Below are 24,727 nucleotides of genomic sequence, written 5' to 3'. Positions count from 1 at the left end.
TGGAATTTCGACTTGCTGGTGTAACATTTTAATTGACTACGCATTTGGAATTGATGAAAAGCATAGGCTAATAGCACCACTGTTATCTTATTTGTCTATAAATTCAGCATATGATCATTAACGATGAAAAACCGCTTGCAGTCAATCAATAGCATCGTTATTATACGCGCCGCTTCGAGGGATTCCTCAGGCAATCTCTACACAGTGCGTCCGTAGCTCAGTTGGTTAGAGCACTACCTTGACATGGTAGGGGTCGGATGTTCGAGTCATCTCGGACGCACCACTTCTTTATGTTCCTGTTTTTACATCTCTCTTCTTTGTATATTTTACAATCGCGTTTCATTATTACCGAGTAAGATTTTGTCATAGCCTTTTCTGTATGGGTTACTGCACTTTGTTAGCCATTAATTTCATTATTTTAATTTGTACTCTAATTAATTTATCTCTCCAGCGTTAATATTTTCATTATCGTTAAAATTAGCACTATAGCCTTACATTAAGTTGATAACAAAATTCACATTCTCATAAGACGCAATATAGAGAACCTGAATATAGTCTTGTTTTAAAAGGGTTTAATTTCAATTTCACTTGAAATTTTGATATGGTCTGTGAAAAGGATGAAGTAGATATGCTACTTTCATCATACTGTTTAAATTGCTACTAAGTGTTATTTTTTCCGGGGTCTCATTTGTTACTTCATGTTTTTTTCAATTAATAGATCTAATTCAATGTATTTTTCTTGGTCGATTTAAGCACAAAAGCATGTGGTGTATATCTTGCTCGTTCAATGCATGGCGCACAGCTTTTAATTACAAAACTCTCAAAAGCCCAGTACTCAAAGCCCCGTGCTTGAAGCCTACTATTTGGAATTTAGCAGTGAAGGAGTGGGGCGTAGGAGAATAGCCAAAAGGGATTTCGCGTTTAGGAAATATCACTAAGGGCCACTGCGTAGTGTGGCCAATAACGATAAAAGAGCGAGACCAGTGATACAAAGAGAAATGCCGCGCAGGCGGCTCTCACTAGATAATAAGAAATGACAAAAGCAAAGAAACCGTGTGTTTGGTTATGGGTAAGACCAAAATTGGGCCGCTATGGCGTGACCCGCAATAGGGCTTAGAACTCTTAATCACTAGCCTTTACAAGGTCATCAGCGCTTAATTGTCGTCGAGAATAAAATTAGCAAAGAGGAACATATATTTATTTTTATAGTGAAAGGACATAATATGAAACTCACACAGTGTATCGGACCAGCCCTATTATCAGGTGCAATAGCGAGCTCTTTCAGCACATCGGCTGTAGAAGTTAGTGAACAAGAACTGGCGACACTAAAAGCACAAATTTCAGCGTTGCAAGCTCGCTTAGAACAGCTGGAAAACCAAAATAAGCCCACTAATACTGCGGCAAATCCCTCTCTGTCATCCAACGCAAAATCTACTCAATCAGTTGATTTAGCCCAGCAAGATAAGAAAGTCGAAACAAACACTGCTGAAACCGAACGTGAAGAGCCTGAATCGACCGATGGGATCACCTTTGGCGGTGCCATTCGAACGAATTACAGTTATACCTCTTATGATGACGGTAATAAGAACCGAGGTGGCGACTTCGATTTTGATATTTTCCGTATCAACATGAGTGGAGAAGTAGGGGGGGTCACTTTAAATGGTGAAATTCGCTTTTTTGATTATATGACAGCTGTTAAATATGCCTATGCTGGTTATCAATTCAGCGAGAACTGGCAAGTACAAGCTGGTATTACTCAAGTGCCATTTGGTAATCAGTCTTATAATTCGCAGAACTATTTCTTTAGCACTAACTACTACTTGGGTTTAGAGGATGATTTTGATTTAGGCGTGGTCTTTAAACGTAGCGTAGCTGACAACTGGCAGCTAGATGTGGGGTTCTTTAAAAATGATGAGCTTGGCGGAGTTGATGGCTACGTAGACAATCGATCAGACCGCTATTCATATGATATTGTTGGTATTCGAGCACAAGGTGATGGCATCTACGATGAACCGAGCGAAGGATTAGGGGAATACAATACTTTAGCAGGTCGCTTTGCTTATCATTTTACCACCGGGGAGGTGAAAACTGAGGTCGGTGTGTCTGCGTTACAAGGCGGTATTCATAACGGTGAAAATCGCGCTGGGGATTATCAGGCGTGGGCGTTTCATACCAGCAGTCAATACAGAAATTGGCATTTACAATTTCAACACAGTCAATATGACTATGATATTGGTGAGGCTGACCGCTTAGCCGTTGGCGCGTATTCGTTTTATGATTCAATTGCTGCTGATGCTAAATCAACCACACTCAACATTGCCTATGACATGGCTGTTGATTTCGGACCTGTAACTGATCTGCAGTTCTACAACAATTTTGGTTTGGTATACGACAAGTCTGACAACAGCGAAGATACCATGATGAATGTGTTGGGCATGTCAGTGGCGGCAGGTGGGTTATTTACCTATTTCGATTTGGTGCACGCAAAGAATCAGCCTTTTGTGGGGGGCAGCGCTGCGGGTGATACCGATGAAACGGAGCAACGCTTTAATATCAATATTGGCTACTATTTCTAATAGATAATTTCATCTAACAGATAATTGCGCGATGGTGTTTATGTTTATGTTTATTTTTATCAATACGATGATAAACGCATTAAATTTTAAGCATATTAATAAGTTACACACACTCCAAAATATTTTGAAACACAGGTTAATAAAAAGGACATTTCGATGAAAGAGAATAAAGATCCGATGATACCGGACGGAGAGGTCAACCCCATTGATACTGATTATCAAGTGGGACAAGACAATATCGTGGTCAGTGTTGGTCCATTTGGATTAGACATCCACAACCGCGTCTTTGCGGTGTCAGGGGTAATGATTATCGCATTCGTGGCGCTGACATTATTATTTCAAGCGGAAGCCGAACCCTTTTTCGGTAATATTCGAAATTGGCTAACGGGTAATTTGGATGGCTTCTTCATGGGGGCGGCGAATATATTCGTTATTCTATGTTTGGTATTGGTCATTTCGCCTTTAGGACGAGTCCGTTTGGGCGGCACCGAAGCGAAACCTGATTACAGTTACTTAGGTTGGTTCTCCATGCTGTTTGCTGCAGGCATGGGCATAGGTTTGATGTATTACGGCGTTAGTGAGCCATTGGGACATTTCGGGACTGCTTTTGCTGGACCGACGCTAGAGAATGGCGTTCGGACCGATTACGCTCCGCTAGGAGGCGCAGCCGGCGACGCGGTTGCAGCACAAAAACTGGCGATGGCCGCCACGATTTATCACTGGGCACTCCACCCTTGGGCAATTTACGCCATCATGGCCTTAGGCTTGGCATTATTCTCTTTTAACAAAGGGTTGCCGCTGACCATTCGCTCGGTCTTCTATCCTATTTTAGGCGAGAGAGTATGGGGATGGCCTGGGCATATCATTGATATTTTAGCGATTTTGGCAACCTTGTTTGGTTTAGCGACATCATTGGGGCTAGGGGCATCTCAAGCCGCATCAGGCCTACATTCGGTTTTTGGTTTACCTTTAGGTGAAACCACTGAAATATTGTTGGTACTAGGCATAACGGGACTTGCATTGTTTTCAGTGGTAGCAGGCCTTGATGCCGGCGTGAAAAAACTGTCAGAAATCAATATGATCTTAGCGGTGCTGCTGGTTATCTTTGTGCTTGTTGTTGGGCCGACAATAGCCATCCTGACGGGCTTTTTTGACAACTTGGTATCTTATATTCGTTACTTACCTGAATTGGCGAATCCAGTAGGGCGTGAGGATACGGGTTTCGCAACGGGATGGACTGCCTTTTACTGGGCGTGGTGGATTTCCTGGAGTCCTTTTGTGGGGATGTTTATCGCACGGGTTTCTCGAGGCCGTACGGTTCGCGAGTTCATTATTTCAGTACTGCTTGTGCCATCAGTTGCCTGTGTATTTTGGATGACAGTGTTCGGCGGAACTGCTATTCAGCAGGTTGTTGTTGATGGTTATCAAGCGGCGGTAAACGCTGACCTACCGTTACAATTGTTTGCTGTACTTGAGGGGCTTCCTTTAGCCAATATCACCTCGTTTGTGGCCATTGTGTTAGTCATCGTGTTTTTTGTGACATCATCCGACTCTGGCTCTTTGGTGATTGATGTTATCTCGGCTGGTGGCAAGGTAGAAGCGCCGACACCTCAGCGCGTATTTTGGTGTGTGTTTGAAGGTTTAGTCGCCGTTTCACTGATACTTGGTGGCGGACTCATTGCACTTCAAGCGATGGCGGTATCCACGGGATTCCCGTTCACCATTGTGTTGCTCATTGCGGCATTCTCTATGGTCAAAGGCTTGATGTCTGAACCAAGATAAGTCGCTTATCTGATTATACAAATCCAGCTATCAGGCTGGATTTGTTGTTTTTACACGATACAACTAACCGGTATAATCTGCCTCAGTTAGTTGTTATTCATTGCCTATTTCCAACAGGAATTGCTGCTCTATGGCCACTGAACAAGTTGAAGTTACCGACTTCTTGCAACGACATAAACCGTTTTCTGACTTAGCGGCGCCTGAGTTATCTCATGTGGCGTCTGGGGTAGAAATCGCCTATTACAAAGCAGGCTCACCCATTCTCACCTTTGGCCAAGACAACACGCATTGGTTTGTGATCAGAAGCGGTGCTGTTGAGGTGTTCCGTCGTGACGGCGAGTTATACAACCGTTTAGGTGAAGGAAACTTTTTTGGCGAATTGGCCCTAATGCGCAACCGCCCGGTGCGTTTTCCTGTCGTTGCCCTTGAAGATACCTTGGTTTACCTCATAGACGCTGATACGTTTAATAATCTATTCGACAACGATGAGCAGTTTGCTGACTTCGTAGAAGTTGAAGATCGCAGCCGATTACGTGAATCCAGCCCAGATAAAAAAGACAATAATGCGTTGTTAACGGTCAAGGTGGAAAAGCTCATCGAGCAATTGCCGCTGATCTTGCCACCGCATACCAGTGTGCAAGATGCTGCACTGCGCATGACCGAAGAGGGGGTCTCCTCTCTACTCATTTCAAATGAGTACCTAAACGATGATACAAGTTCAGATGACGAGCCGGTCATTGGGATCGTTACTGATGTGGATATTCGAAGCCGACTTGTGGCTAACGGACTTGATTTATCCACTCCGGTGACGGACATCATGACGACGCAACTCACCATAGTGCAAAGCAACCAATACGTGTTTGAAGCCATGATGCTGATGTTAAAACACAAGGTGACGCACTTACCTGTACTCAGAAAATCGAAACCCATTGGCTTAATAAGCCATCAAGATATACTGCGTTACGAGTCACAAAACAGTTTGTTCGTGGTCAAAAGTATTTTCAATGCGCAAAACGTTGATGAACTCGCAGCACTTAAGGATGAAGTGCAAACATGCTTTTCACGCATGGTAGATGAAGATGCAAACTCGCAAATGATTGGCAGTGCGATGGCGGTTATCGGCCGCAGTTTTAAGCAGCGCCTACTGGAGTTAGCGGAAGAAGAGTTCGGCCCGCCGCCGATACCTTATTGTTTTCTCGCCCTTGGCTCTATGGCCCGTGACGAACAGCTCATAGTAACAGACCAAGACAATGCCTTGGTGCTCGATAACCGCTTTGAGCCCAAATTGCATGACGCTTACTTTAATGATTTAGCCAACTTTGTGTGTGACGGCTTAGACCGCTGTGGGTATACCTATTGCAAAGGCGGGATTATGGCAACTAACAAAAAATGGCGTCAACCATTAAAAATATGGGAGCAATATTTCACTCAATGGATAGATAATCCAACACCCGAAACACTTTTACACAGTGCAATATTTTTCGATTTAGACGGGGTGTGGGGGAAAAAGGTATGGGCTGACGCACTAAATAGACTCATTCGTAAAAAAGCCTTTAAAAATTCCCGCTTTCTAGCATGTATGGCGCGAAACGCATTGCTGCGTACGCCGCCTTTAGGGTTCTTTAAAGACTTTGTGATGGAAACGGATGGACGGCAAACCAACTCTATTAATATGAAGCGCAGGGGGACAGCCCCCATTGCCGACTTAATCCGGGTGCATGCTTTGTCGGTCGGGGCTGAGGGACGTAACAGCTTTTCACGGCTCAATGGTGTGATTGATGCCAAAATTCTGCCCCCAGGCCGCGGGGTCGACTTACGTGACGCACTTGAGTTTATTGCTATGGTACGCATTCGCCACCAAGCATTTGATTTGGAAATGAAACGTGTCCCTGATAATGACATTGAGCCAGAGTATTTGTCCGATTTTGAACGTAAAAACCTGCGAGACGCGTTTCAAATTCTCAGCGATGCGCAAAAATACATGAAGTATCGGTATCAACCTGGTCGTCACTTGTAATGCAAAAGGTCATTGGATGTTTTATTTAGATAAAAAAGCGCTCCAGGATACGCCAAATAATAAACCTGTCGGCAAAGGGGTTAATTGGACTGGTGAGTTTGCTAAACGCCATAAACAAGCAAAGTATCCTGCGCTTAAACAGTATTACGCCCATGGGACAATAAGTGCAGATACCCCTATCGCAGAGACCCCTTTGGTCGCACTAGATTTTGAAACCACAGGTTTAAATCCCAAAACGGATAGTATTGTCAGTATTGGTTTGGTGGCAATGACAGTGAAGCGCATACGTTGCCAAGAGGCGCAGCACTGGATAATCAAACCCGATACTGAATTAAAAACCAAGTCGGTGGTGATCCACGGTATTACCCACTCCGATGTGGCTGATGCACCGTCATTCAACAGAGTTTTGGATGAGCTATTGCAGCACTTGCAGGGAAAAGTGGTGGTGGCTCATCACAAAGATATTGAAGTCCGTTTTTTAAATTCAGCGTTAAAGCATTATATCGGTGAGGAAATTGTATTCCCGTGTATCGATACAATGGCTTTAGAAGCGCGCTTTTCCCGCACTATAAAACGTACATTTCTGCGCAGTTTGTTAGGGCAGAAAACGCCGTCCATTCGACTCACTGATTGTCGCTCTCGCTATCGTTTGCCTTATTATCGACAGCATAATGCGTTAACCGATGCATTGGCATGTGCAGAACTGCTGCAAGCACAAGTGGCGACACATTACCCAGATGACACGTCACCCATTTCTGCCATTTGGTGTTAGTTTACACGAGGTGAAATGCCACAATGCTTAAAAATTGTTTGCCAAAATTCCACATGGTGTTTCATCGCCAGTTGATATGCGTTAAAACCCTCGTCACCTTGGGCGTTGATAAACTGGCGAAATGACGGGGCTAAATTCGGTTCTGTACTTAATTTTTGATAGAGCGGTGAAAGCGTATAATGCACGCGGTTTAGTTCACTGCCAATAGGTTGAATTTTCTCGATAAAAAATAAGGTAAACACGTTTTTCAGATACTTCATTTTCTGACTTGGTTGGCCATCCTTGCATTGTTCAAACAGGTCCTGCTTTTGTAACCATAATGTGGTGCTATTTAATTCTTCTCTTATTACCGATTGGGTTCGCCATGTTTTGGCCGGTAAGTGCGACTTTGAGAGTTGGGACAAATAGCGCTCCAATTCTTGGCTATTTGGCGCTGAGCTTAGTTGGCTATTTGCGTCGAGTAAATACGATAAAGCACTTTTTGTTGTATGTAGCTCGGTGGAGCTTACTGAGTTAAAAAAATCACTGTTATTACTAAAGGCATTAATGGTTTCATCACTGGTTTGTATAAGATTTGCCCATACCAATGGCAGGGCAGTGAGTTTATGCTCCAGCCAGTCATCGAGTAATGCGCTGTACTCTGGCATCAGTAGCTTACAGCGTGACAACGACTCAACCACTTCACGCTCATAAAGGTAGCGTACTGAGGGTGGTTGTATACGCCCTAACGGGGTGTTTCGCTGGGCTATCAATACACTCAGGTCACATTTCTTTAAGGCAAAAAATTGCTTTACGTCCAACTGAGGTGGGTTGATTACATTTACCAATAATCGTTTGCTAGGGTAGACCAGCGAGGCTGAAGCTTTGATTGGTATTGGGGCATTGAACGGGGCGTCTAATACATTGGCTATCCGCTCTTGGTATTGGTTCATCGTATGACTGATGTCGTTTCGCCCGCATCCTACCGTCGCTATGGTCAGGGCCAATACTATTGTGAGCCGGTTAAGCATGAAGTGAGTAGCCTGACACCAAGTCATCTTTTTAGGTCAAACTTTATGGCTCGACACGACACTGCGCCCACCATCCACGGCAATGATCTGGCCTGTCACATATTTGGCTTCACATAAATAATGGATAGCCTGAGCAATATCTTCTGGTGTGCCTAAGGTTTTAGCAGGGATCTGTTGCAACACCTGTTTTTTGTCAGCATCAGATAGCGCTTGTTCGGGCCATAGAATTGCGCCAGGGGCAACAGCGTTAACGCGTATGTCCGGTGCTAACTCAATGGCCAATGACTTGGTCATAGTGACCAGTGCTGACTTTGCCATGCTATAAACAGTGTGCTGTTGAAGTGGCCTATCGGCATGAATATCAACCATGTTAATAATGACTCCTTTATTAACGGTCAAATTCCCAGCTAGATGCTGTGCTAAAAACAACGGCGCTTGTACATTACTGCCAAATAAATCATGCCAGTGGCTTTGCGTGATATCACCCACGGGCGTAGGGTAAAACGAAGACGCATTATTGACTAGCACATCTAAGCGCCCAAAAGCGCCAACCACTTGCTCTGCTAGTAAACCTAAGTTGTCGATTTCGCACAGGTTAGCAACCACTAAACGCGCGGAATGTTCCCTTTGACTGTTAAGATTGAATAGTAAGGTCTCGGCTTCGGATACAGAGTGATGGCAATGCAGCACAATGTTAAACCCTTTGTTATGTAGGTAGGTGGCGGTAGATGCACCTATACGCTTGGCACTACCGGTAATAAAGGCAACTTTGGTTGACATAATGCTCCATGGTGGCTGTAATTATTGGCGCTCAATCTCAGGTTTTACTTTAACCGTTAATATTATTATCGCTGGGTGTATTACACATGTAAAATACAGGAATGGCACCTGTTGATTTAGCTTGGCGGTTAATCTTGTGCTACTAAAGAGGGATTATCTAGCTGTTGTACTATATTTTCAAACGTTTCACGAATGGAGGATATTAAAGTACGGTTAGCTAACCATATTGGAATATTGCCACCGGGATTGGCTTGACCCTGATACTCAATATAGGTGAAACGATTGGCGTGCGCATTGAGTGTCCAGCGACCACTTACGCCTTTTATCCGCGCAAAATTCTCTAATTCTGGATGTTTCTCACTCGCATCGACAATATCGATATACACATTACCTTGTTCAACATAGGTAATGGATTGAGTCACCATGTCCCTGTCCCTAATAGGCCAAGGTGCGTCGAATTTGCTGTGAACTAAGCGAACATTCTCGTTTGCCTTGAGCAAATGGACGGCTTGATTATGGGCTATCCACTTCGGTGCTAGCTGTGTTTGTTCTAACAATTCTACAAATGCTTCAGGCCTATTATGAACATGCACTATACCGCGCACCTTGATGTGGCCATTGTCAGTGTCTTGTTGGTAAATGGCCACATTGTTGCTTGTAGTGGCAAGCTCCCAATCTAGAATAGGCTGAGCTAGCAGGTCGTGAGCAAGACCGACTTCAGAAAAGCTCGCACTTAGAAATATTACCAATAGAGAGTGCCTGAAAGACGATTGCATAGTTTGAACAAATTTCGTTATAATCCCGATTCTGTTTTGATCGTAACAGAACAGCAGACAAAACACCTATTAGAGGTGTTTTTTTATTTTTTATCGCGATGTAATCGCAACTCAGATTTTGCATGTGGCGCTTGGTAGGTGTCACCACTGCACAAGGATTATTATGCCCATAATTACACTTCCCGACGGCAGTCAACGCCAATTCGATAACGCAGTTTCAGTACTAGACGTGGCAAATGATATTGGCCCTGGTTTAGCCAAAGCCACCATAGCTGGAAAAGTAGACGGCGTTCGTGTTGATGCGTGTGACCTGATAGAGCAAGACGCACAGTTGCAAATTATTACTGCAAAAGACGACGATGGCTTAGAAATTATTCGTCACTCATGCGCGCATTTAATCGGTCATGCAATCAAGCAATTATGGCCTGACGTCAAAATGGCGATTGGTCCTACGATTGACAATGGCTTTTATTATGACATTGATATGGAGCATTCTCTTAACGACGAAGATCTCGTCAAGCTCGAAAAGCGCATGCTTGAATTGGCGAAAACCAATTACGATGTGGTTAAGAAAGTCGTTAGCTGGCAAGAAGCCAGAGACACATTTGAAGCACGCGGTGAAGAGTATAAACTGCAGATCCTAGACGAGAACATTCCAAAAGATGCTACGCCTGGTTTGTATCATCATGAAGAGTACGTGGACATGTGCCGCGGGCCACACGTACCTAACATGCGTTTTTGCCAGCACTTTAAACTAATGAAAGTGGCTGGTGCCTATTGGCGTGGCGATAGCGACAATAAAATGTTGCAACGAATTTACGGCACCGCTTGGGCTGATAAAAAACAACTTAAAGCTTACTTGAATCGTTTAGAAGAAGCTGAAAAGCGCGATCACCGCAAAATTGGTAAAGCGCTGGATTTATTCCATTGGCAAGAAGAAGCGCCTGGCATGGTGTTTTGGCACAACGATGGTTGGAGCATATACACAGAGCTTGAGAAATTCGTGCGCAGCAAATTACGTGAATACGAATACGATGAAGTCAAAGCCCCTTTGATGATGGACCGCTCTTTATGGGAGAAATCAGGTCACTGGGATAAGTACGCTGAAAACATGTTCACTACCACATCAGAAAAGCGTGAATATGCGGTTAAGCCGATGAACTGCCCAGGCCACGTACAAATCTTTAATCAAGGTCTTAAATCATATCGTGATTTGCCGTTGCGCATGGCCGAGTTTGGCTGTTGTCACCGTAACGAGCCATCTGGTGCGTTACATGGCTTGATGCGTGTGCGTGGTTTTACCCAAGATGATGCACATATATTCTGTACCGATGACCAAATATTGGCAGAAGTAGGTGGATGTATTGATTCAGTTTATGAAATCTACAAAATATTCGGTTTCGAGAACATCTCTGTAAAACTCTCTACTCGTCCTGAAAAACGAGTGGGCAGTGATGAAGTATGGGACAAAGCAGAAAAAGAACTGGCAGAAGCACTCACGTCAAAGGGGATTGATTTTCAATATTTGCCGGGCGAGGGTGCATTCTATGGTCCCAAGATAGAATTCACATTGCACGATTGCCTCGATAGAGCGTGGCAGTGTGGCACAGTCCAGTTGGACTTCTCAATGCCTGGTCGTTTAGGTTCAACCTATGTCGCTGAAGATGGTGAACGTAAAGTGCCGGTTATGATCCACCGTGCAATTTTAGGTTCACTTGAGCGTTTTATTGGAATTTTGATTGAAGAGTATTCAGGCTTCTTCCCACTTTGGTTAGCCCCTACTCAAGCAGTTGTGATGAATATTACTGATAATCAGAGCGAATATGCGCAAAAAGTAGTGAAAAAACTAAAAGAAATTGGAATTAGAGCCAAGTCAGACTTGAGAAATGAGAAGATAGGCTTTAAAATCCGCGAGCACACGCTTAGGCGTGTCCCGTATTTGCTTGTCGTTGGTGATAAAGAAATTGAAGCTGGCGAAATAGCAGTACGTTCACGCAAAGGCGATGATCTTGGTAAGATGTCGGTCGATGCTTTCATTGAATTGGCTTGTGAACAGATCAAAAGCAAACAAATTCAGTAAATTTCGTGGAGGAATAACATATTAAAGGCGCTAACATTAAGGCTAAAGATTCGGGCAAAGCTCGTATTAACGAAGAAATTACAGTAAATGAAGTTCGTTTGGTTGGAAAGGATGGGGAGCAGATTGGCGTTGTATCAATCACTGAAGCTCTCGAGACGGCTGAGCAATCTAATTTAGATTTGGTTGAAATTAGCCCTAATGCAGAACCGCCTGTATGTAAGGTAATGGATTACGGAAAATTCATCTTCGAAAAGAGTAAAGCTCAGAAAGAGCAAAAGAAGAAACAAAAGCAAATTCAGGTCAAGGAGATTAAATTTCGCCCTGGCACTGATGAAGGCGATTACCAGGTAAAACTGCGCAACCTGCGTCGCTTTCTAGAAGGTGGTGATAAGGCTAAAGTAACGATCCGCTTCCGCGGCCGTGAAATGGCTCATCAAGATATCGGTATTGATCTACTTAATCGCGTTAAAGTTGATTTAGAAGACATTGCCAACTGCGAATCCTTCCCTAACCGGGTTGAAGGTCGTCAGATGATCATGGTGCTCGCCCCAATTAAGAAGTAATTAAGGTCTACAAGTAGTCAGGGAACTGCACCCTAGCTCACCTTATTACACACTATGTAACTACGACTTACTGTTTCTGCAAAGCAGTTTAGTCATTAACAATGCGGAGTTTTAGCAATGCCTAAAATGAAAACAAACCGTGGAGCCGCCAAGCGTTTTAGAAAAACCGCTTCAGGTCGCTTCAAAAGCAAGCAGTCTCACTTGCGTCATATTTTGACTAAAAAGAGCTCTAAGCGTAAACGTCACCTTCGTGGCAAGAAATTGGCCCATGTAGCTGACACAGCGTTGATTCAACGCATGTTACCTTACGTTTAAGAGAGGATTTAGAATATGGCAAGAGTAAAACGTGGTGTTGTTGCACGTGCCCGTCACAAAAAGGTACTAAAGCAAGCCAAAGGTTATTACGGAGCTCGTAGTCGAGTTTATCGCGTTGCTGTTCAAGCAGTAACAAAAGCTGGTCAATACGCTTACCGTGACCGTCGTCAAAAGAAACGTCAATTCCGTCAATTGTGGATTGCTCGTATCAATGCTGCGGCGCGTCAAAATGGTATGTCTTACAGCCGTTTCATTAACGGTCTTAAGAAGGCGTCTGTTGAAATCGATCGTAAGATTTTGGCTGACATCGCAGTACATGACAAAAACGCATTTAGCGCATTAGTAGATGCCGCTAAAGGTGCATTAGCTTAATTAATTAACAATTAAGTTTAAGTTCTTTCGAAGAACGGCGAGCCGGATGCTCGCCGTTTTTTTTTGTTTGGAATTTAATCTCTGTTTAATCAAACTTACCTTCACGATCCTGCGTGTAATAACTCTCCTTGTTTACAATAAATCAATGAAAAAGCGTTTAATATCCGTACTTTCCGGTAATTGCATCTAGCCTGACACAGTTGCTTTCGTGTAGAATTGCGGGTTCTTTTTACATGTCCAGCCATGCTTTTAGATCTATGGTCAGTGACTCAATATTTAATCCAATTCGAGGAAACTATGGATCTTGATGCCATAATCAAAGAGGCAGAAACGCAAATCAACGTCGCCCAAGATGCCAGCACGCTTGATGCGGTTCGCGTAGACTTCATGGGTAAAAAAGGCCGTATGACTGAGCTACTCAAAGGCTTAGGAAAACTGTCTAACGAAGAGCGCCCTGCAGCCGGTCAAAAAATAAACCAAGCTAAACAGCAAATTCAGCAACTTATTCATCAGCGCGGAGAACTGCTTCGTGAGCAAGAGATGAACAGCAAGCTTGCTGCTGAATCAATCGATGTATCTCTGCCTGGCCGTACGACAGAAATGGGTGGACTGCATCCAGTCACGCGAACCATTAATCGTATTGAAAGCTTTTTTGCTGAGTTAGGCTTTAGTGTTAAAACCGGCCCTGAAATTGAAGATGGTTTTCACAACTTTGATGCGTTGAACATTCCAGCCAATCATCCAGCGCGTGCCGATCATGATACTTTCTATTTCAACCCTGATGTGATGTTAAGAACGCAGACATCAGGTGTACAAATTCGTACCATGGAAGCCGAGCAACCGCCATTGCGTATCATTTCACCGGGGAGAGTTTATCGTAACGATTACGATCAAACGCATACGCCTATGTTCCATCAAGTTGAAGGCTTGATGGTAGACAAGAATGTGAGCTTTACTCAGCTAAAAGGCATTCTTCATGATTTCTTGAACAACTTCTTCGAAGCGGACTTACAAGTACGTTTTCGTCCTTCTTATTTCCCGTTTACCGAGCCTTCGGCAGAAGTGGATGTAATGGGTAAAAATGGTAAGTGGTTAGAAGTACTCGGTTGCGGCATGGTGCACCCAAATGTATTGCGCGCTGTGAATATTGACCCTGAAGTTTACACTGGCTTTGCCTTCGGAATGGGGGTGGAACGCCTCACCATGTTGCGTTATGGCGTGAATGATTTACGTGCATTTTTCGAAAACGATCTTCGTTTTTTAAAGCAGTTTAAGTAAGGGCGAGAAAGTATGAAATTCAGTGAAAAGTGGCTAAGAGAATGGGTAAACCCTGATATCTCTACACAGCAGCTTGCAGATCAAATTACTATGGCTGGCCTTGAAGTAGACGGTGTTGAGCCTGTCGCCGGTGAGTTCAGTGGCGTAGTCGTGGGTGAAGTGGTTGAATGCGGCCAACATCCAGATGCAGATAAGCTGCAAGTAACAAAAATTAACGTTGGCGATGATGAGTTAATCGATATCGTATGCGGTGCGCCGAACTGCCGTCAGGGTTTAAAAGTGGCTGTGGCGAAAGTCGGCGCAGTATTACCTGGTAACTTTAAAATTAAGAAAGCGAAATTACGTGGGCAGCCTTCATTCGGCATGTTATGTAGCTTTTCAGAGCTCGGCATTTCCGATGACCATGATGGTATTGTTGAATTACCAGCGGACGCACCTATAGGTCAGGATATTCGCGAATATCTTGATTTGAATGATGTCACGATTGAAGTTGATTTAACACCGAATCGCGCAGATTGCTTGGGCATGCGCGGCCTTGCTCGTGAAGTGGGCGTGCTGAATCAAAGCAATGTGGATATGCCCGTTTACCCAGAAACGGCAGCGAGTGTTGCTGACACTAGGGGTATTTCACTTGCAGCACCACAAGCGTGCCCACGTTATTTAGGACGCGTTATTAAAGGTATTGATGTAAATGCTCCTTCACCTTTGTGGCTGCAAGAAAAGCTCCGTCGCAGTGGTGTGCGTAGTATTGATGCTGTGGTGGATGTAACTAACTTTGTATTGTTAGAGCTCGGCCACCCAATGCATGCATTTGATAACGACATGTTGTCTGGTGACATCGTTGTGCGTATGGCGAAACAAGATGAAGAGTTGGTATTATTAGATGAAACTAAGGTTACGTTAAAAGATAACACCTTGGTCATTGCGGATCAGGATAAGGCGCTTGCTATGGCAGGTATCTTCGGTGGACTCGATTCTGGTGTTACCTCTAATAGTAAAAATATATTTTTAGAAAGTGCGTTTTTCGCGCCAGACGCAATTATGGGTAAAGCGCGCCAGTATGGGTTACATACTGACGCATCACATCGATACGAGCGCGGTGTCGATCCTCAAATGCAACGCCAAGCAATGGAACGTGCAACGGCTTTACTGCTTGAGATAGTAGGTGGTGAAGCGGGCCCTATCGTAGAAGCGATTGACGAACAATACATCCCGCCAGTTAAAGATGTGGTGCTCCGCGCTGCACGTTTAACGCGTGTGTTGGGTATTGAAATCGAAGCGAGCGTAGTCAGTGATATTTTGATGCGCTTAGGGCTAGACGCCGATGAGTCGAACGGGCAATGGCAAGTAAAAGTGCCTGCTTATCGTTTTGATATCGCGATTGAGGAAGACTTGATAGAAGAGATCGCTCGTGTCTACGGTTATAACAACATTCCTAATGTGGCGCCTAGCGCAGAGTTAAGAATGTCAGGTCGAAAAGAGCAAGCGCTTGATGTGAACGAACTCAAACTGACGCTGACCAACCGCGATTACCAAGAAGCTATTACGTACTCGTTCGTTGATCCTAAAGTACAGAGTAAATTATACCCTGAAATTGACGCTATCGTATTACCGCACCCAATCTCTGCTGATATGTCAGCCATGCGAGTAAGCGCCTGGACAGGATTGCTGCAAGCCGTTTCTTATAACCAAAAGCGCCAACAAGCGCGGGTTCGCTTGTTTGAGTCAGGTTTACGTTTTATTCCTGATGCATCTGAAAAGATGGGCGTGCGTCAAGAGACAGTTTTCTCCGGTGTAATAGCAGGCAATTTACACGACGCCAATTGGGATCGAGCAGATAAAGCGGTAGACTTTTTCGATGCTAAAGCGGATGTTGAAGCTTTGCTCAGCCTTATTGCTCCTATTGACGTATTCCGTTTCGAAGCGACAGAGCATAGTGCGCTTCATCCAGGACAAAGCGCCGCAATTTACCGTGATGATGTTTTTATTGGCGTGATGGGTGCCGTACATCCTAAATTCGAGAAATTACTGGGGTTAAATGGTCGAGTTTTCGTATTTGAGCTGGAAATTGCCGCTTTTGGAGAGAAAAAGTTACCTGAAGCGAAAGAAATATCGAAATTTCCTGCAAATCGACGTGACATTGCAATCGTTGTAGACGATGATAAAGTCGTTGGTGAAATTTTAGATTGCATCCAAAAATTTGGCGCAAATCAACTAGTTGGCCTAAACTTGTTCGACATCTATCGAGGTAAAGGCATCGAGCCAGGGTTTAAGAGTTTGGCTATTTCATTGACTTTACAAGACATGGCAAGAACGCTTGAAGAAGCTGAAATTCAAGCCGTGGTCGATGGTATTCTGACTAAACTGTCAGAGCAATTTGGGGCTACATTGAGGGATTGACGGATATGGCGTTAACCAAAGCCGAAATGGCGGAACATTTATTTGAAAAGTTGGGCATGAACAAGAGAGATGCCAAAGATCTTGTTGAAGCATTTTTCGAAGAGGTCCGTGAGGCATTGGAATCAGGTGAGCAAGTTAAGCTATCTGGTTTTGGTAACTTTGATTTACGACAAAAGAGTGAACGACCAGGGCGCAACCCTAAAACGGGTGAAGATATCCCTATTAAGGCGAGACGCGTAGTCACATTTCGACCTGGTCAAAAGCTCAAAAGCCGCGTAGAGAATACAAAACCGACTGAGTAATACGGAGTCGGTTTTAATAATTACTCCGCTACCTAGCATGCTAGGTAGCGGATTTTTTATACCTGAAATTCCCGCCCTAGCTGATATTCATTTGATTAATAGAGGTAGAGGTTATTTCTAAGTAAATTCCACCTATAAAAAAACCGCTTCAATTGAAGCGGTTTTGTTTCATTAGTGGGCTGTCATCCTAAAGCGATGAGCACTAAGCGGCCTCTGAAGACTTAGTTGTACGACGTTTAGGCTTGGCGGCCTGTGTATTGGCGATCAACTCTTTCGGGTCAAAATCATCCACATTGATTGTACGTAAGCGGCCTGCTTCCGTGCGGGCAAGTAATTCAGCTTCTTGTTCAGTGATTACGCCTAGTTCTAGTCCTTTTTGTGCAATAACGTCAAGACCAGTGAAAGGGTAACGCTCTTTGGCTGCCTTACACACTTTGTCGAACACGGGCTCACTTGCAAGCACATCTTTCAGTGTCTGTTCTAAATCACCCATCAAGCAATCTTTCCCACCGAAATGTTGCCCTTCGCCCAAACGGGTTCGTGAGGGATTATGGCTTTGCAAAATAGCTGCAATTTTATGTTCTATTTTATCCGAAGGACGACGGTATGAACGGCCGAACGGCATGATGATTCCTTTTAACATCCCGCCCAAAACTGCCGATGGGAAGTTCTCGAACAATTCGATTAGGGCTGTTTCTAGCTTGAACAAGGTGTCTTGCATGGCCCAATGTACTAAAGGCAAATCTTCCTTCAAACGGCCTTGGTCATCATAGCGTTTCAGTACTGCAGAGGCTAAATAGATATGGCTTAACACATCACCTAAACGGGCTGATATACGTTCACGGCGTTTCAGTTCACCGCCGAGCACGGCCATAGAAACATCAGACAACAAGGCCAAGTTGCTGCTGTAGCGTTGCAATGAACGATAGTAGCCAGCAGTTTCATCATCGAAAGGTGCACCCGCCAGGCGTGCCCCTGTGAGAGAGAACCAAATACTTCTGAATGTGTTACTGATGGCGAAGCCGATGTGACCAAATACCGCATCGTCAAACTCGTTCAAGCCTTGCTCTTTGTCCTCATGACTTGCCGCATAAAGCTCTTTAAGCACGAAAGGGTGACTACGCATAGCGCCTTGGCCATATATCATCATATTACGAGTAAGAATATTGGCACCTTCTACCGTGATGGCGATAGGCGCACCTTGATAACCTCGACCCAAATAATTATTTGGCCCAAGCATAACGCCTTTACCACCATGTACGTCCATAGCGTCATTAACTAACTGGCGCATTTTTTCGGTTAAGTGGTATTTACAAATCGCTGATACAACTGACGGTTTCTCACCTAAATCTACGGCTTTAGTCGTCAAGCTAGTGACGGCATCCATCAAATAAGCGTTACCGCCAATACTGGCTAGCATTTCTTCTACGCCTTCCATCTTACCGACAGGCATTTTAAATTGACGGCGTATACGCGCGTAGGCCCCTGTAGCCAGAGCGATACTTTTCGCCCCTCCTGCCGATGCTGAAGGTAGCGTAATACAACGACCGACGGATAAACATTCAACCAGCATACGCCAGCCTTGACCGGCCATTTCTACGCCGCCAATGATGTAATCAAGCGGGACGAATATATCGTTTCCGCGGATGGGACCATTTTGAAATGGAACGTTAAGAGGGAAATGACGATTACCGATTTCCATCCCCTTGGTATCGCGTGGTAGTAGGGCGCATGTAATACCAATATCTTTTTTGTCGCCTACCAGTCCTTCAGGGTCATACATTTTAAATGCAAGACCGATAACCGTGGCGACTGGTGCAAGGGTGATGTATCGCTTATCAAATGTTAAGCGCAGGCCAATGACTTCTTTGCCTTCCCACTCGCCTTTGCACACAATACCGCTGTCAGGCAGCGAGCCAGCATCTGAACCTGCCTCTGGGCCTGTTAACGCGAAACAGGGAATTTCTTCACCTGTTGCAAGGCGAGGCAAGTAATGGTCCTGTTGTTCTTTGGTTCCATAGTGCTGAAGTAATTCACCTGGACCTAAGGAGTTTGGTACACCAACGGTGGTAGATAATACCGCACTGACGCCCGACAATTTCTGTAACACACGGGATTGCGCATAGGCTGAGAACTCAAGGCCACCGTATTGCTTTTTGATGATCATCGCAAAGAACTTATTATCTTTGAGAAATTGCCATACTTCAGGCGTCAAGTCTGTGTCTTTATGAGTAATATCCCAATCACTGACCATTTCGCATACTTGCGCAACTGGACCATCTAAAAACTCGCGTTCTTCTGCAGTCAAGCGTGCTTGCGGGATACTATGTAACGCTTGCCAATTCGGGTTGCCGCTGAAAATTTCACCGTCCCACCACACTGTACCGGCGTCGATGGCATCGCGCTCGGTGCTTGACATCTCAGGCATAATTTTTTTGTAGGTATCTAAAATCGGAGCTGTAAGATATTTCTTACGTAAAGAGTCCACGTTCAGTGGAATAGCAATGATTAAAAATACCAGCCAAGCGATTCCGCCCACAGGGCCAAATATGCTGCCAAGCAACATAGCAACCGCCACTGCGATAGTGGCATTCATCAGTTTCATTCTAAAGTAGCTCGCCGCACCAAGGGTGGCGATAATAATAAGTGTCCATAATAACGTTTGCATAAAGACTCCAGATGTAGAGGTCAGACCAGAGTGTCAGAGTAGTATTTTGCCAACACAATATCAAGTCTTAGCTTACGCCAATTGTCACTATTTGGTTAATGTTTTAGTTGATGGTTGATTATCTAGCAGGGTAATGGATAACAAGGGCAGGGGATGATTGAACGGCAACAGTGACTCAAATGAGTCACTGTATTTTTATTTTACTATTGAGTGGCGGTAAAGGTCTTTAATTGAATGTCACCTTGTTCTTTATCGTCTTTGAACTGTTGCAAGCGTACGAGCTGGTAATTCAGCTGTGGTGAAAACCATGCGAAGGTCTCTCGTGTTGAGTTATGACGAACAATTTCAACTTTTATACCTTCGAGCATACCGTAAGGCAACGTTAGCTGCTCAGTCCCCATGACTTTTAAATGGTAATCCCGCTCTTGACCGCGATAGTTAATTACTTGGTAACTAAACTCCTTCTGACCTTGAGCAAGCTTCTGTTGCAAATCCAACCGATAAAGCTGGTTGTCAAACTGATCTTGCCAGTCAATTCCAGGCTCTTTATCGATGAATATCTTTTCTTTGCCTGCATCGAAAACAACTTTGATACTTTTATTGCTGCCAGTGCCTGTACGACTATACCGATAATTTTTCGGCACTATTTTATCGTCAATAAAAGCAAAATCACTTATTTCAGTACGCTTATCAGATAAGAAGAACAAGGAAACCTTCGAGTGATATTCCATGCGATAGGTTTCATCATCTACATTTTCAACGCTGAGCAAGGCATAACCTAACTTTTTACCGTAACGAAATGCGGTGTACTCGGCATCAAATGTGGGTAGAGCAGTAGCTTGAGCCACGGATCCTATTATGCATAAAAGGCCCACTAGCCAACGTTTGCTAATCAGCTGCGTAACCCGTGATTGGTATCTCGTTTCCATCTAAATAAGCCTTATTATTAAGCATTAGCAGTCTTTTTTGGCAGAACCAACGGACAACTAATGGATACATTTGGCGCTCTTGTTCTTGCACCCTTGAGGCAAGTTGTGAGGCATTTTCATCGGCAAAAACAGGCACTTTGGATTGCAATACAACCGGTCCGCCGTCTAGCTCGGGGGTAACAAAGTGTACCGAAGCGCCGTGTTCTTCATCTTTAGCATCTATGGCTCGTTGATGCGTGTCTAAACCTTTATATTTTGGCAATAAAGATGGATGAATGTTTAACATCTTACCCGTAAATTGCTCAACAAACCAAGGAGTTAATATGCGCATGAATCCGGCTAATACAACCAGATCAGGCGAAAAACTTGCAATAGTGCTGTGTAATTGGGCATCGTATTCATCACGTGTTGCGTAATCTTTGTGACTTACAACATGATGAGGGATATTCGCCTGAGACGCGCGCTCTAAACCGTAGGCATCGGCTTTGTTGGAAATAACGGCAACAATTTGCGCCGTTATTTTTTGCTCGGCTATATCATCAATCAAGGCTTGTAAGTTTGACCCGTTACCGGAAATCAGCACTACGATTTTTGTGATATCGGTATTGACTGTCACTATTTAATCTCAACCTGATTGTTATCACTGCTGTCTTCAATATGGCCAATTTGCCATACATTTTCGCCTTGGCTTTTTAGGATCGCGATCGCTTCGTCGGCTTTGTCCGCTTCAAGCGCTATCATCAAACCTACGCCACAGTTAAAAGTACGGTACATTTCGTGTGTGGTTACATTGCCATTTTCTTGCAGCCAGTTGAATATACTTGGCCACTGCCAGCTACTTTCGTCGATAACGGCTTTTGTGCCTTGAGGTAATACACGAGGAATGTTTTCCCAAAAACCACCACCAGTGATATGGGTAATTGCATTCACCTGTACACTCTCTAATAAATGAAGGACTGACTTTACATAAATGCGTGTAGGTTCGAGCAAATGCTCTGATAATGGCTTACCATCAAATACTTCACTGGCCTCACAACCTGATACTTCGAGTATCTTACGCACCAAGGAGTAACCGTTAGAGTGTGGGCCAGAAGAGCCCAGCGCAATTAACACATTTCCTGCTTTTACACGGCTTCCATCAATTACGTCGGCAGCTTCTACAACGCCGACACAGAAACCTGCAACGTCATAATCGTTACCGTGATACATACCTGGCATTTCAGCGGTTTCGCCACCGATTAATGCGCAACCCGATAATTCGCAACCCTTGCCTATACCTGTGACCACTTTGGCTGCGGTATCAACATCAAGCTTGCCAGTAGCGTAATAGTCTAAGAAAAATAACGGCTCAGCACCTTGAACGATTAGATCATTGACGCACATTGCGACTAGGTCGATGCCGATGCCATCATGTTGCTCTAAATCCATGGCTAAACGCAGTTTAGTACCTACGCCATCGGTGCCTGAAACGAGCAGCGGCTCTTTATATTTAGTTGGAAGTGAGCAAAGCGCGCCGAAACCACCTAAACCTCCTCTGACTTCAGGGCGATGTGTTTTCTTGCTTACAGATTTGATTCTTTCGACAAGTTCATTGCCCGCATCGATGTCGACACCTGCGTCTTTATAGCTTAAGGAGGGTTTATTATCGGTCACGTAATTACCTATTTGAGGGTGAGGGTCCAAAAATGAGCGCAGATTTTATCAGTTCAGAATGGCAAAAGGTACAGATAATCTACTCAATTTTGCCCAAGGGGAAATTAACTAGGGTGAAACAAATGATGAAATTTCTACTTAAATCAATGACAATAGGGCCTTTCTACTCTGGAGTGAAGTTGATAAATGTTCAAAGGCGTCGCTATTGTAGCTCGATTGCACCTTATTTTTTGTCTGACATTATGTTTTTTAGCGAGTGCTAATGCGGGTGTCATTGAAGGATTATACAATGCGCAAGTTGAGGTTGCAGACCAATCAACGGCCACGCAGAATGCGGCCATACGCGATGGTCTACAAGATGTATTTGTGAAGGTCAGTGGTAATTCGACTTTGTTGAATGACCCTCAAATCAAGCAACAGCTTAAGCAAGCGAAACGTTACTTACGCACTTATCGGTTTGAGCAAACTCCTGAGCATTTGTATCTTGCGGTAAACTTTGATCAGGAAAAAGTAGATAAGCAATTACGTGATTCAGGTTATCGAATTTGGGATAAGCTCCGCCCAGAAACCATATTATGGTTGGCGATTAAGGAGCCTAACGGTCGTCGTGAGTTGGTCTCTGAAGGCGGTCATCAAGAATTGTTTGTTGCTGCGCAAAAGGTGGCAAAACGCAGAGGGGTCGAGATTGTTCAACCATTATTAGATTTAGATGATATGCAAAATATCAGTATCTATGATGTATGGGGCGGCTTTGTGCATCAACTCGCTCAGGCAAGCAAGCGTTACGGCGTGGAAAATGTCCTTTCAGCCAGGATCTACCAATTAGAAAACAACGATGCTGAAGAAAATGATGAGCAAGGCAGTGCTCAAGGTGTTGATGTTGCTTGGCGAGCCGATTGGACGTTACTGGAAGCGGGAAGCACAAGCGTTGGAACTGTTTCAGGAGCAGATCAAGAGCAAGTGGTCAGTGCGGTTATCGAAGGTATGGCTGACAACCTAGCGAACAAATACGCAATTGATTTTAGCCGTTTCGATCCAGCTGCTATGCGGACCATAGTCACCATAAATAACTTAAGTAGCCTTAGACAATACGGAGAAATATTAACGTTTTTTAATAGTCTAAGTGTCGTAAGTTCAGCCAGTTTAGTGAGTCAAAACGGCCAAGTGGCGAAGTTCGAACTAAGCTTGTTAGGCGAGGTAGACAACCTCATAGATGCAATGAGCTTAGATAACCGAATTTCTCCTGTGAATCGCTTCGAGCTGGATAAGCAAAAGTTGGAGTATTTCTGGAAACTATAATGAGCAAGCAATTGTCTTTAGCCGTGAATTTACGCGATACAGAAACATTTGATAGTTTTATTGTTGGCGAAAACTTGCACTTGGTTCACCGGCTCAAAAGCTTGCTCAACAAAACGTTGAATACCAAAAATCAACCTTGGCTAACGTTTGTCAGTGGCGATCACGGTGTAGGTAAAAGTCATCTTCTTTACTCTTTATGTCACAAAGCTCAATCGGCGAATGTCAGTGCGGTGTATCTTAGTTTTAAAGATAAACAGCAATACTCCCCTGAAGTGCTTGACGGCCTCGAGCACAGCCAACTCATTTGTTTAGACGACGCAGATGCACTGCAGGATTCACAAACATGGCAAATAGCGGTATTTGATTTGTTAAATAGAGTCAAAGAGCTAGGGCGCAGTCATGTTGTCGTGTGCGCTAACGGTGGGCCCACGTCTTTAAACCTGCAACTAGCAGACTTAGCATCTCGTTTAGCTTGGGGGGTGAGTTTCACGCTAGCCAGTTTAAGTGATGAGGGGCGATGTGTGGCGCTTTTAACGCGGGCGAGGCAAAGAGGTTTGGTAATGCCAGAGAAAGTCGCTATGTATCTGGTGAATCATTGGCAGCGCGATATGCCATCGCTGATGAATACATTAGATAAATTAGATCAGCTGTCTTTACAACAGCAAAGAAAGCTGACCATCCCATTTGTAAAAGAGGCGCTTAATCTCAATTAACGATTGTTTTTGCGCGCTTCAAATGCTTCTTTTTCTTCCAGTAATTCTTCTTTTAATTTTCTAATGCCGGTGCCGAGCTCTCTTCCACGTAATCGAGCGTAAAAGCTACAGCCAGTAAACAAACCAACGCACAATAATATCTCTATAGCAGCGTAGATCTGTTCACCCTCTACGGCGTATACAGCGGTCAAACCATGCAATAAATAATACATGACGATAAAATTAGTCCATGCATATGTGTATGGTTTGCCAGCGAGCAATCCACGTATCGGCAACAGAATAGGGATAATCCACAGCAATAAGGTAAACAGTGTTGACGTGTTTTTATCTATTGTGAGAAAGAAGTGCCAAACGATCAGCCAAGCAATTAACAAAAAGTAACTGCCTAAAGCAAGGCGTTTGTAGAATTGGGTGTTTAAGGTCATGTGGTGTCCTGGTTTTA

At 44.1% G+C, this 24,727-nt stretch carries 21 protein-coding genes and 1 tRNA gene; 14 read left to right on the top strand and 8 right to left on the bottom strand.

Features of this window, described 5'->3' with window-relative positions:
- The first annotated feature begins 206 nt into the window (after positions 1-206).
- From PATL_RS12820 to PATL_RS12800, 5 genes are all read left to right on the top strand, one after another.
- Positions 207-283 (top strand) — tRNA-Val (locus tag PATL_RS12820).
- Between the two features lie 940 nt (positions 284-1,223).
- Entirely contained in the window at positions 1,224-2,576 is a 1,353-nt protein-coding gene (locus PATL_RS12815; protein WP_011575289.1) for a porin, read from the top strand.
- A gap of 156 nt (positions 2,577-2,732) precedes the next feature.
- Positions 2,733-4,358 (top strand): BCCT family transporter, encoded by a 1,626-nt coding sequence (locus tag PATL_RS12810; RefSeq protein WP_011575288.1) that lies wholly within the window; start codon positions 2,733-2,735, stop codon positions 4,356-4,358.
- A gap of 130 nt (positions 4,359-4,488) precedes the next feature.
- Positions 4,489-6,375 carry a DUF294 nucleotidyltransferase-like domain-containing protein gene (locus PATL_RS12805; RefSeq protein ID WP_011575287.1) on the top strand — a complete coding sequence of 629 codons (1,887 nt, stop codon included), beginning with the start codon at positions 4,489-4,491 and terminating at the stop codon, positions 6,373-6,375.
- A 16-nt stretch (positions 6,376-6,391) separates the two neighbouring features.
- Positions 6,392-7,147 (top strand): 3'-5' exonuclease, encoded by a 756-nt coding sequence (locus PATL_RS12800; RefSeq protein ID WP_011575286.1) that lies wholly within the window; start codon positions 6,392-6,394, stop codon positions 7,145-7,147.
- Here PATL_RS12800 and PATL_RS12795 read toward each other — a convergent pair.
- From PATL_RS12795 to PATL_RS12785, 3 genes are all read right to left on the bottom strand, one after another.
- Entirely contained in the window at positions 7,144-8,157 is a 1,014-nt protein-coding gene (locus tag PATL_RS12795; RefSeq protein ID WP_041713824.1) for a DUF3080 family protein, read from the bottom strand. The genes PATL_RS12800 and PATL_RS12795 overlap by 4 nt on opposite strands.
- A gap of 36 nt (positions 8,158-8,193) precedes the next feature.
- Positions 8,194-8,937, bottom strand: coding sequence for a pteridine reductase (locus PATL_RS12790; RefSeq protein WP_011575284.1), 744 nt, complete (start codon positions 8,935-8,937; stop codon positions 8,194-8,196).
- Positions 8,938-9,065: 128 nt separating this feature from the next.
- Positions 9,066-9,686: an START domain-containing protein gene (locus PATL_RS12785; protein WP_157043410.1), complete on the bottom strand. Its 621-nt coding sequence runs from the start codon at positions 9,684-9,686 to the stop codon at positions 9,066-9,068.
- 190 nt (positions 9,687-9,876) lie between these two features.
- Here PATL_RS12785 and thrS point away from each other — a divergent pair, with 190 nt between their 5' ends.
- The 7 genes from thrS to PATL_RS12750 all read left to right on the top strand — a co-directional run bounded on the left by thrS (position 9,877) and on the right by PATL_RS12750 (position 17,023).
- Positions 9,877-11,793, top strand: a complete 1,917-nt coding sequence (gene thrS / locus PATL_RS12780; protein ID WP_011575282.1) for a threonine--tRNA ligase — start codon at positions 9,877-9,879, stop codon at positions 11,791-11,793.
- Positions 11,794-11,828: 35 nt separating this feature from the next.
- A complete protein-coding gene (gene infC, locus PATL_RS12775) occupies positions 11,829-12,356 on the top strand; it encodes a translation initiation factor IF-3 (protein WP_081429939.1) in 528 nt (175 codons plus the stop codon).
- A gap of 117 nt (positions 12,357-12,473) precedes the next feature.
- A complete protein-coding gene (gene rpmI, locus PATL_RS12770; RefSeq protein ID WP_006991117.1) occupies positions 12,474-12,671 on the top strand; it encodes a 50S ribosomal protein L35 in 198 nt (65 codons plus the stop codon).
- A 15-nt stretch (positions 12,672-12,686) separates the two neighbouring features.
- Complete coding sequence (gene rplT / locus PATL_RS12765) at positions 12,687-13,043, top strand: 50S ribosomal protein L20 (RefSeq protein ID WP_006991118.1); 357 nt, start codon at positions 12,687-12,689, stop codon at positions 13,041-13,043.
- A gap of 297 nt (positions 13,044-13,340) precedes the next feature.
- Entirely contained in the window at positions 13,341-14,321 is a 981-nt protein-coding gene (pheS, locus tag PATL_RS12760; RefSeq protein ID WP_011575281.1) for a phenylalanine--tRNA ligase subunit alpha, read from the top strand.
- Between the two features lie 12 nt (positions 14,322-14,333).
- Entirely contained in the window at positions 14,334-16,721 is a 2,388-nt protein-coding gene (gene pheT, locus PATL_RS12755; protein WP_011575280.1) for a phenylalanine--tRNA ligase subunit beta, read from the top strand.
- Positions 16,722-16,726: 5 nt separating this feature from the next.
- On the top strand, positions 16,727-17,023 hold the full coding sequence (locus tag PATL_RS12750) for an integration host factor subunit alpha (protein ID WP_006991121.1): 297 nt from the start codon (positions 16,727-16,729) through the stop codon (positions 17,021-17,023).
- A gap of 202 nt (positions 17,024-17,225) precedes the next feature.
- On the opposite strand, the gene fadE is transcribed toward PATL_RS12750, so the two are convergent.
- From fadE to purM, 4 genes are all read right to left on the bottom strand, one after another.
- Positions 17,226-19,691 carry an acyl-CoA dehydrogenase FadE gene (gene fadE / locus PATL_RS12745; RefSeq protein ID WP_011575279.1) on the bottom strand — a complete coding sequence of 822 codons (2,466 nt, stop codon included), beginning with the start codon at positions 19,689-19,691 and terminating at the stop codon, positions 17,226-17,228.
- A gap of 203 nt (positions 19,692-19,894) precedes the next feature.
- A complete protein-coding gene (locus PATL_RS12740) occupies positions 19,895-20,620 on the bottom strand; it encodes a DUF3108 domain-containing protein (RefSeq protein WP_041713821.1) in 726 nt (241 codons plus the stop codon).
- Positions 20,580-21,236 carry a phosphoribosylglycinamide formyltransferase gene (gene purN, locus PATL_RS12735; protein ID WP_011575277.1) on the bottom strand — a complete coding sequence of 219 codons (657 nt, stop codon included), beginning with the start codon at positions 21,234-21,236 and terminating at the stop codon, positions 20,580-20,582. The genes PATL_RS12740 and purN overlap by 41 nt, the downstream gene beginning before the upstream one ends.
- A complete protein-coding gene (purM, locus tag PATL_RS12730; RefSeq protein WP_011575276.1) occupies positions 21,236-22,273 on the bottom strand; it encodes a phosphoribosylformylglycinamidine cyclo-ligase in 1,038 nt (345 codons plus the stop codon). The genes purN and purM overlap by 1 nt, the downstream gene beginning before the upstream one ends.
- Before the next feature lie 186 nt (positions 22,274-22,459).
- Between purM and PATL_RS12725 the strand changes: the two genes are divergently transcribed.
- Positions 22,460-23,572, top strand: coding sequence for a DUF2066 domain-containing protein (locus PATL_RS12725; protein WP_011575275.1), 1,113 nt, complete (start codon positions 22,460-22,462; stop codon positions 23,570-23,572).
- Positions 23,572-24,285, top strand: a complete 714-nt coding sequence (hda, locus tag PATL_RS12720; RefSeq protein WP_011575274.1) for a DnaA regulatory inactivator Hda — start codon at positions 23,572-23,574, stop codon at positions 24,283-24,285. The genes PATL_RS12725 and hda overlap by 1 nt, the downstream gene beginning before the upstream one ends.
- On the opposite strand, the gene PATL_RS12715 is transcribed toward hda, so the two are convergent.
- Positions 24,282-24,710 carry a DUF2069 domain-containing protein gene (locus PATL_RS12715; protein WP_011575273.1) on the bottom strand — a complete coding sequence of 143 codons (429 nt, stop codon included), beginning with the start codon at positions 24,708-24,710 and terminating at the stop codon, positions 24,282-24,284. The genes hda and PATL_RS12715 overlap by 4 nt on opposite strands.
- Positions 24,711-24,727 lie beyond the last annotated feature (17 nt).

It is taken from the genome of Paraglaciecola sp. T6c, from assembly GCF_000014225.1.
GTDB lineage: Bacteria > Pseudomonadota > Gammaproteobacteria > Enterobacterales > Alteromonadaceae > Paraglaciecola > Paraglaciecola atlantica_A.
Note: the sequence above shows the minus strand (reverse complement) of the source record. Positions and strands in the feature narration are given on the sequence as shown.

Coding starts and splice junctions, on each gene's coding strand:
- PATL_RS12725 (WP_011575275.1), top strand. CDS start 22,460: ATGTTCAAAGGCGTCGCTATTGTAGCTCGATTGCACCTTATTTTTTGT.
- PATL_RS12795 (WP_041713824.1), bottom strand. CDS start 8,157: ATGCTTAACCGGCTCACAATAGTATTGGCCCTGACCATAGCGACGGTA.
- PATL_RS12740 (WP_041713821.1), bottom strand. CDS start 20,620: ATGGAAACGAGATACCAATCACGGGTTACGCAGCTGATTAGCAAACGT.
- PATL_RS12790 (WP_011575284.1), bottom strand. CDS start 8,937: ATGTCAACCAAAGTTGCCTTTATTACCGGTAGTGCCAAGCGTATAGGT.
- PATL_RS12750 (WP_006991121.1), top strand. CDS start 16,727: ATGGCGTTAACCAAAGCCGAAATGGCGGAACATTTATTTGAAAAGTTG.
- fadE (WP_011575279.1), bottom strand. CDS start 19,691: ATGCAAACGTTATTATGGACACTTATTATTATCGCCACCCTTGGTGCG.
- PATL_RS12810 (WP_011575288.1), top strand. CDS start 2,733: ATGAAAGAGAATAAAGATCCGATGATACCGGACGGAGAGGTCAACCCC.
- pheS (WP_011575281.1), top strand. CDS start 13,341: ATGGATCTTGATGCCATAATCAAAGAGGCAGAAACGCAAATCAACGTC.
- thrS (WP_011575282.1), top strand. CDS start 9,877: ATGCCCATAATTACACTTCCCGACGGCAGTCAACGCCAATTCGATAAC.
- pheT (WP_011575280.1), top strand. CDS start 14,334: ATGAAATTCAGTGAAAAGTGGCTAAGAGAATGGGTAAACCCTGATATC.
- PATL_RS12800 (WP_011575286.1), top strand. CDS start 6,392: ATGTTTTATTTAGATAAAAAAGCGCTCCAGGATACGCCAAATAATAAA.
- rpmI (WP_006991117.1), top strand. CDS start 12,474: ATGCCTAAAATGAAAACAAACCGTGGAGCCGCCAAGCGTTTTAGAAAA.
- rplT (WP_006991118.1), top strand. CDS start 12,687: ATGGCAAGAGTAAAACGTGGTGTTGTTGCACGTGCCCGTCACAAAAAG.
- hda (WP_011575274.1), top strand. CDS start 23,572: ATGAGCAAGCAATTGTCTTTAGCCGTGAATTTACGCGATACAGAAACA.
- PATL_RS12805 (WP_011575287.1), top strand. CDS start 4,489: ATGGCCACTGAACAAGTTGAAGTTACCGACTTCTTGCAACGACATAAA.
- PATL_RS12715 (WP_011575273.1), bottom strand. CDS start 24,710: ATGACCTTAAACACCCAATTCTACAAACGCCTTGCTTTAGGCAGTTAC.
- PATL_RS12815 (WP_011575289.1), top strand. CDS start 1,224: ATGAAACTCACACAGTGTATCGGACCAGCCCTATTATCAGGTGCAATA.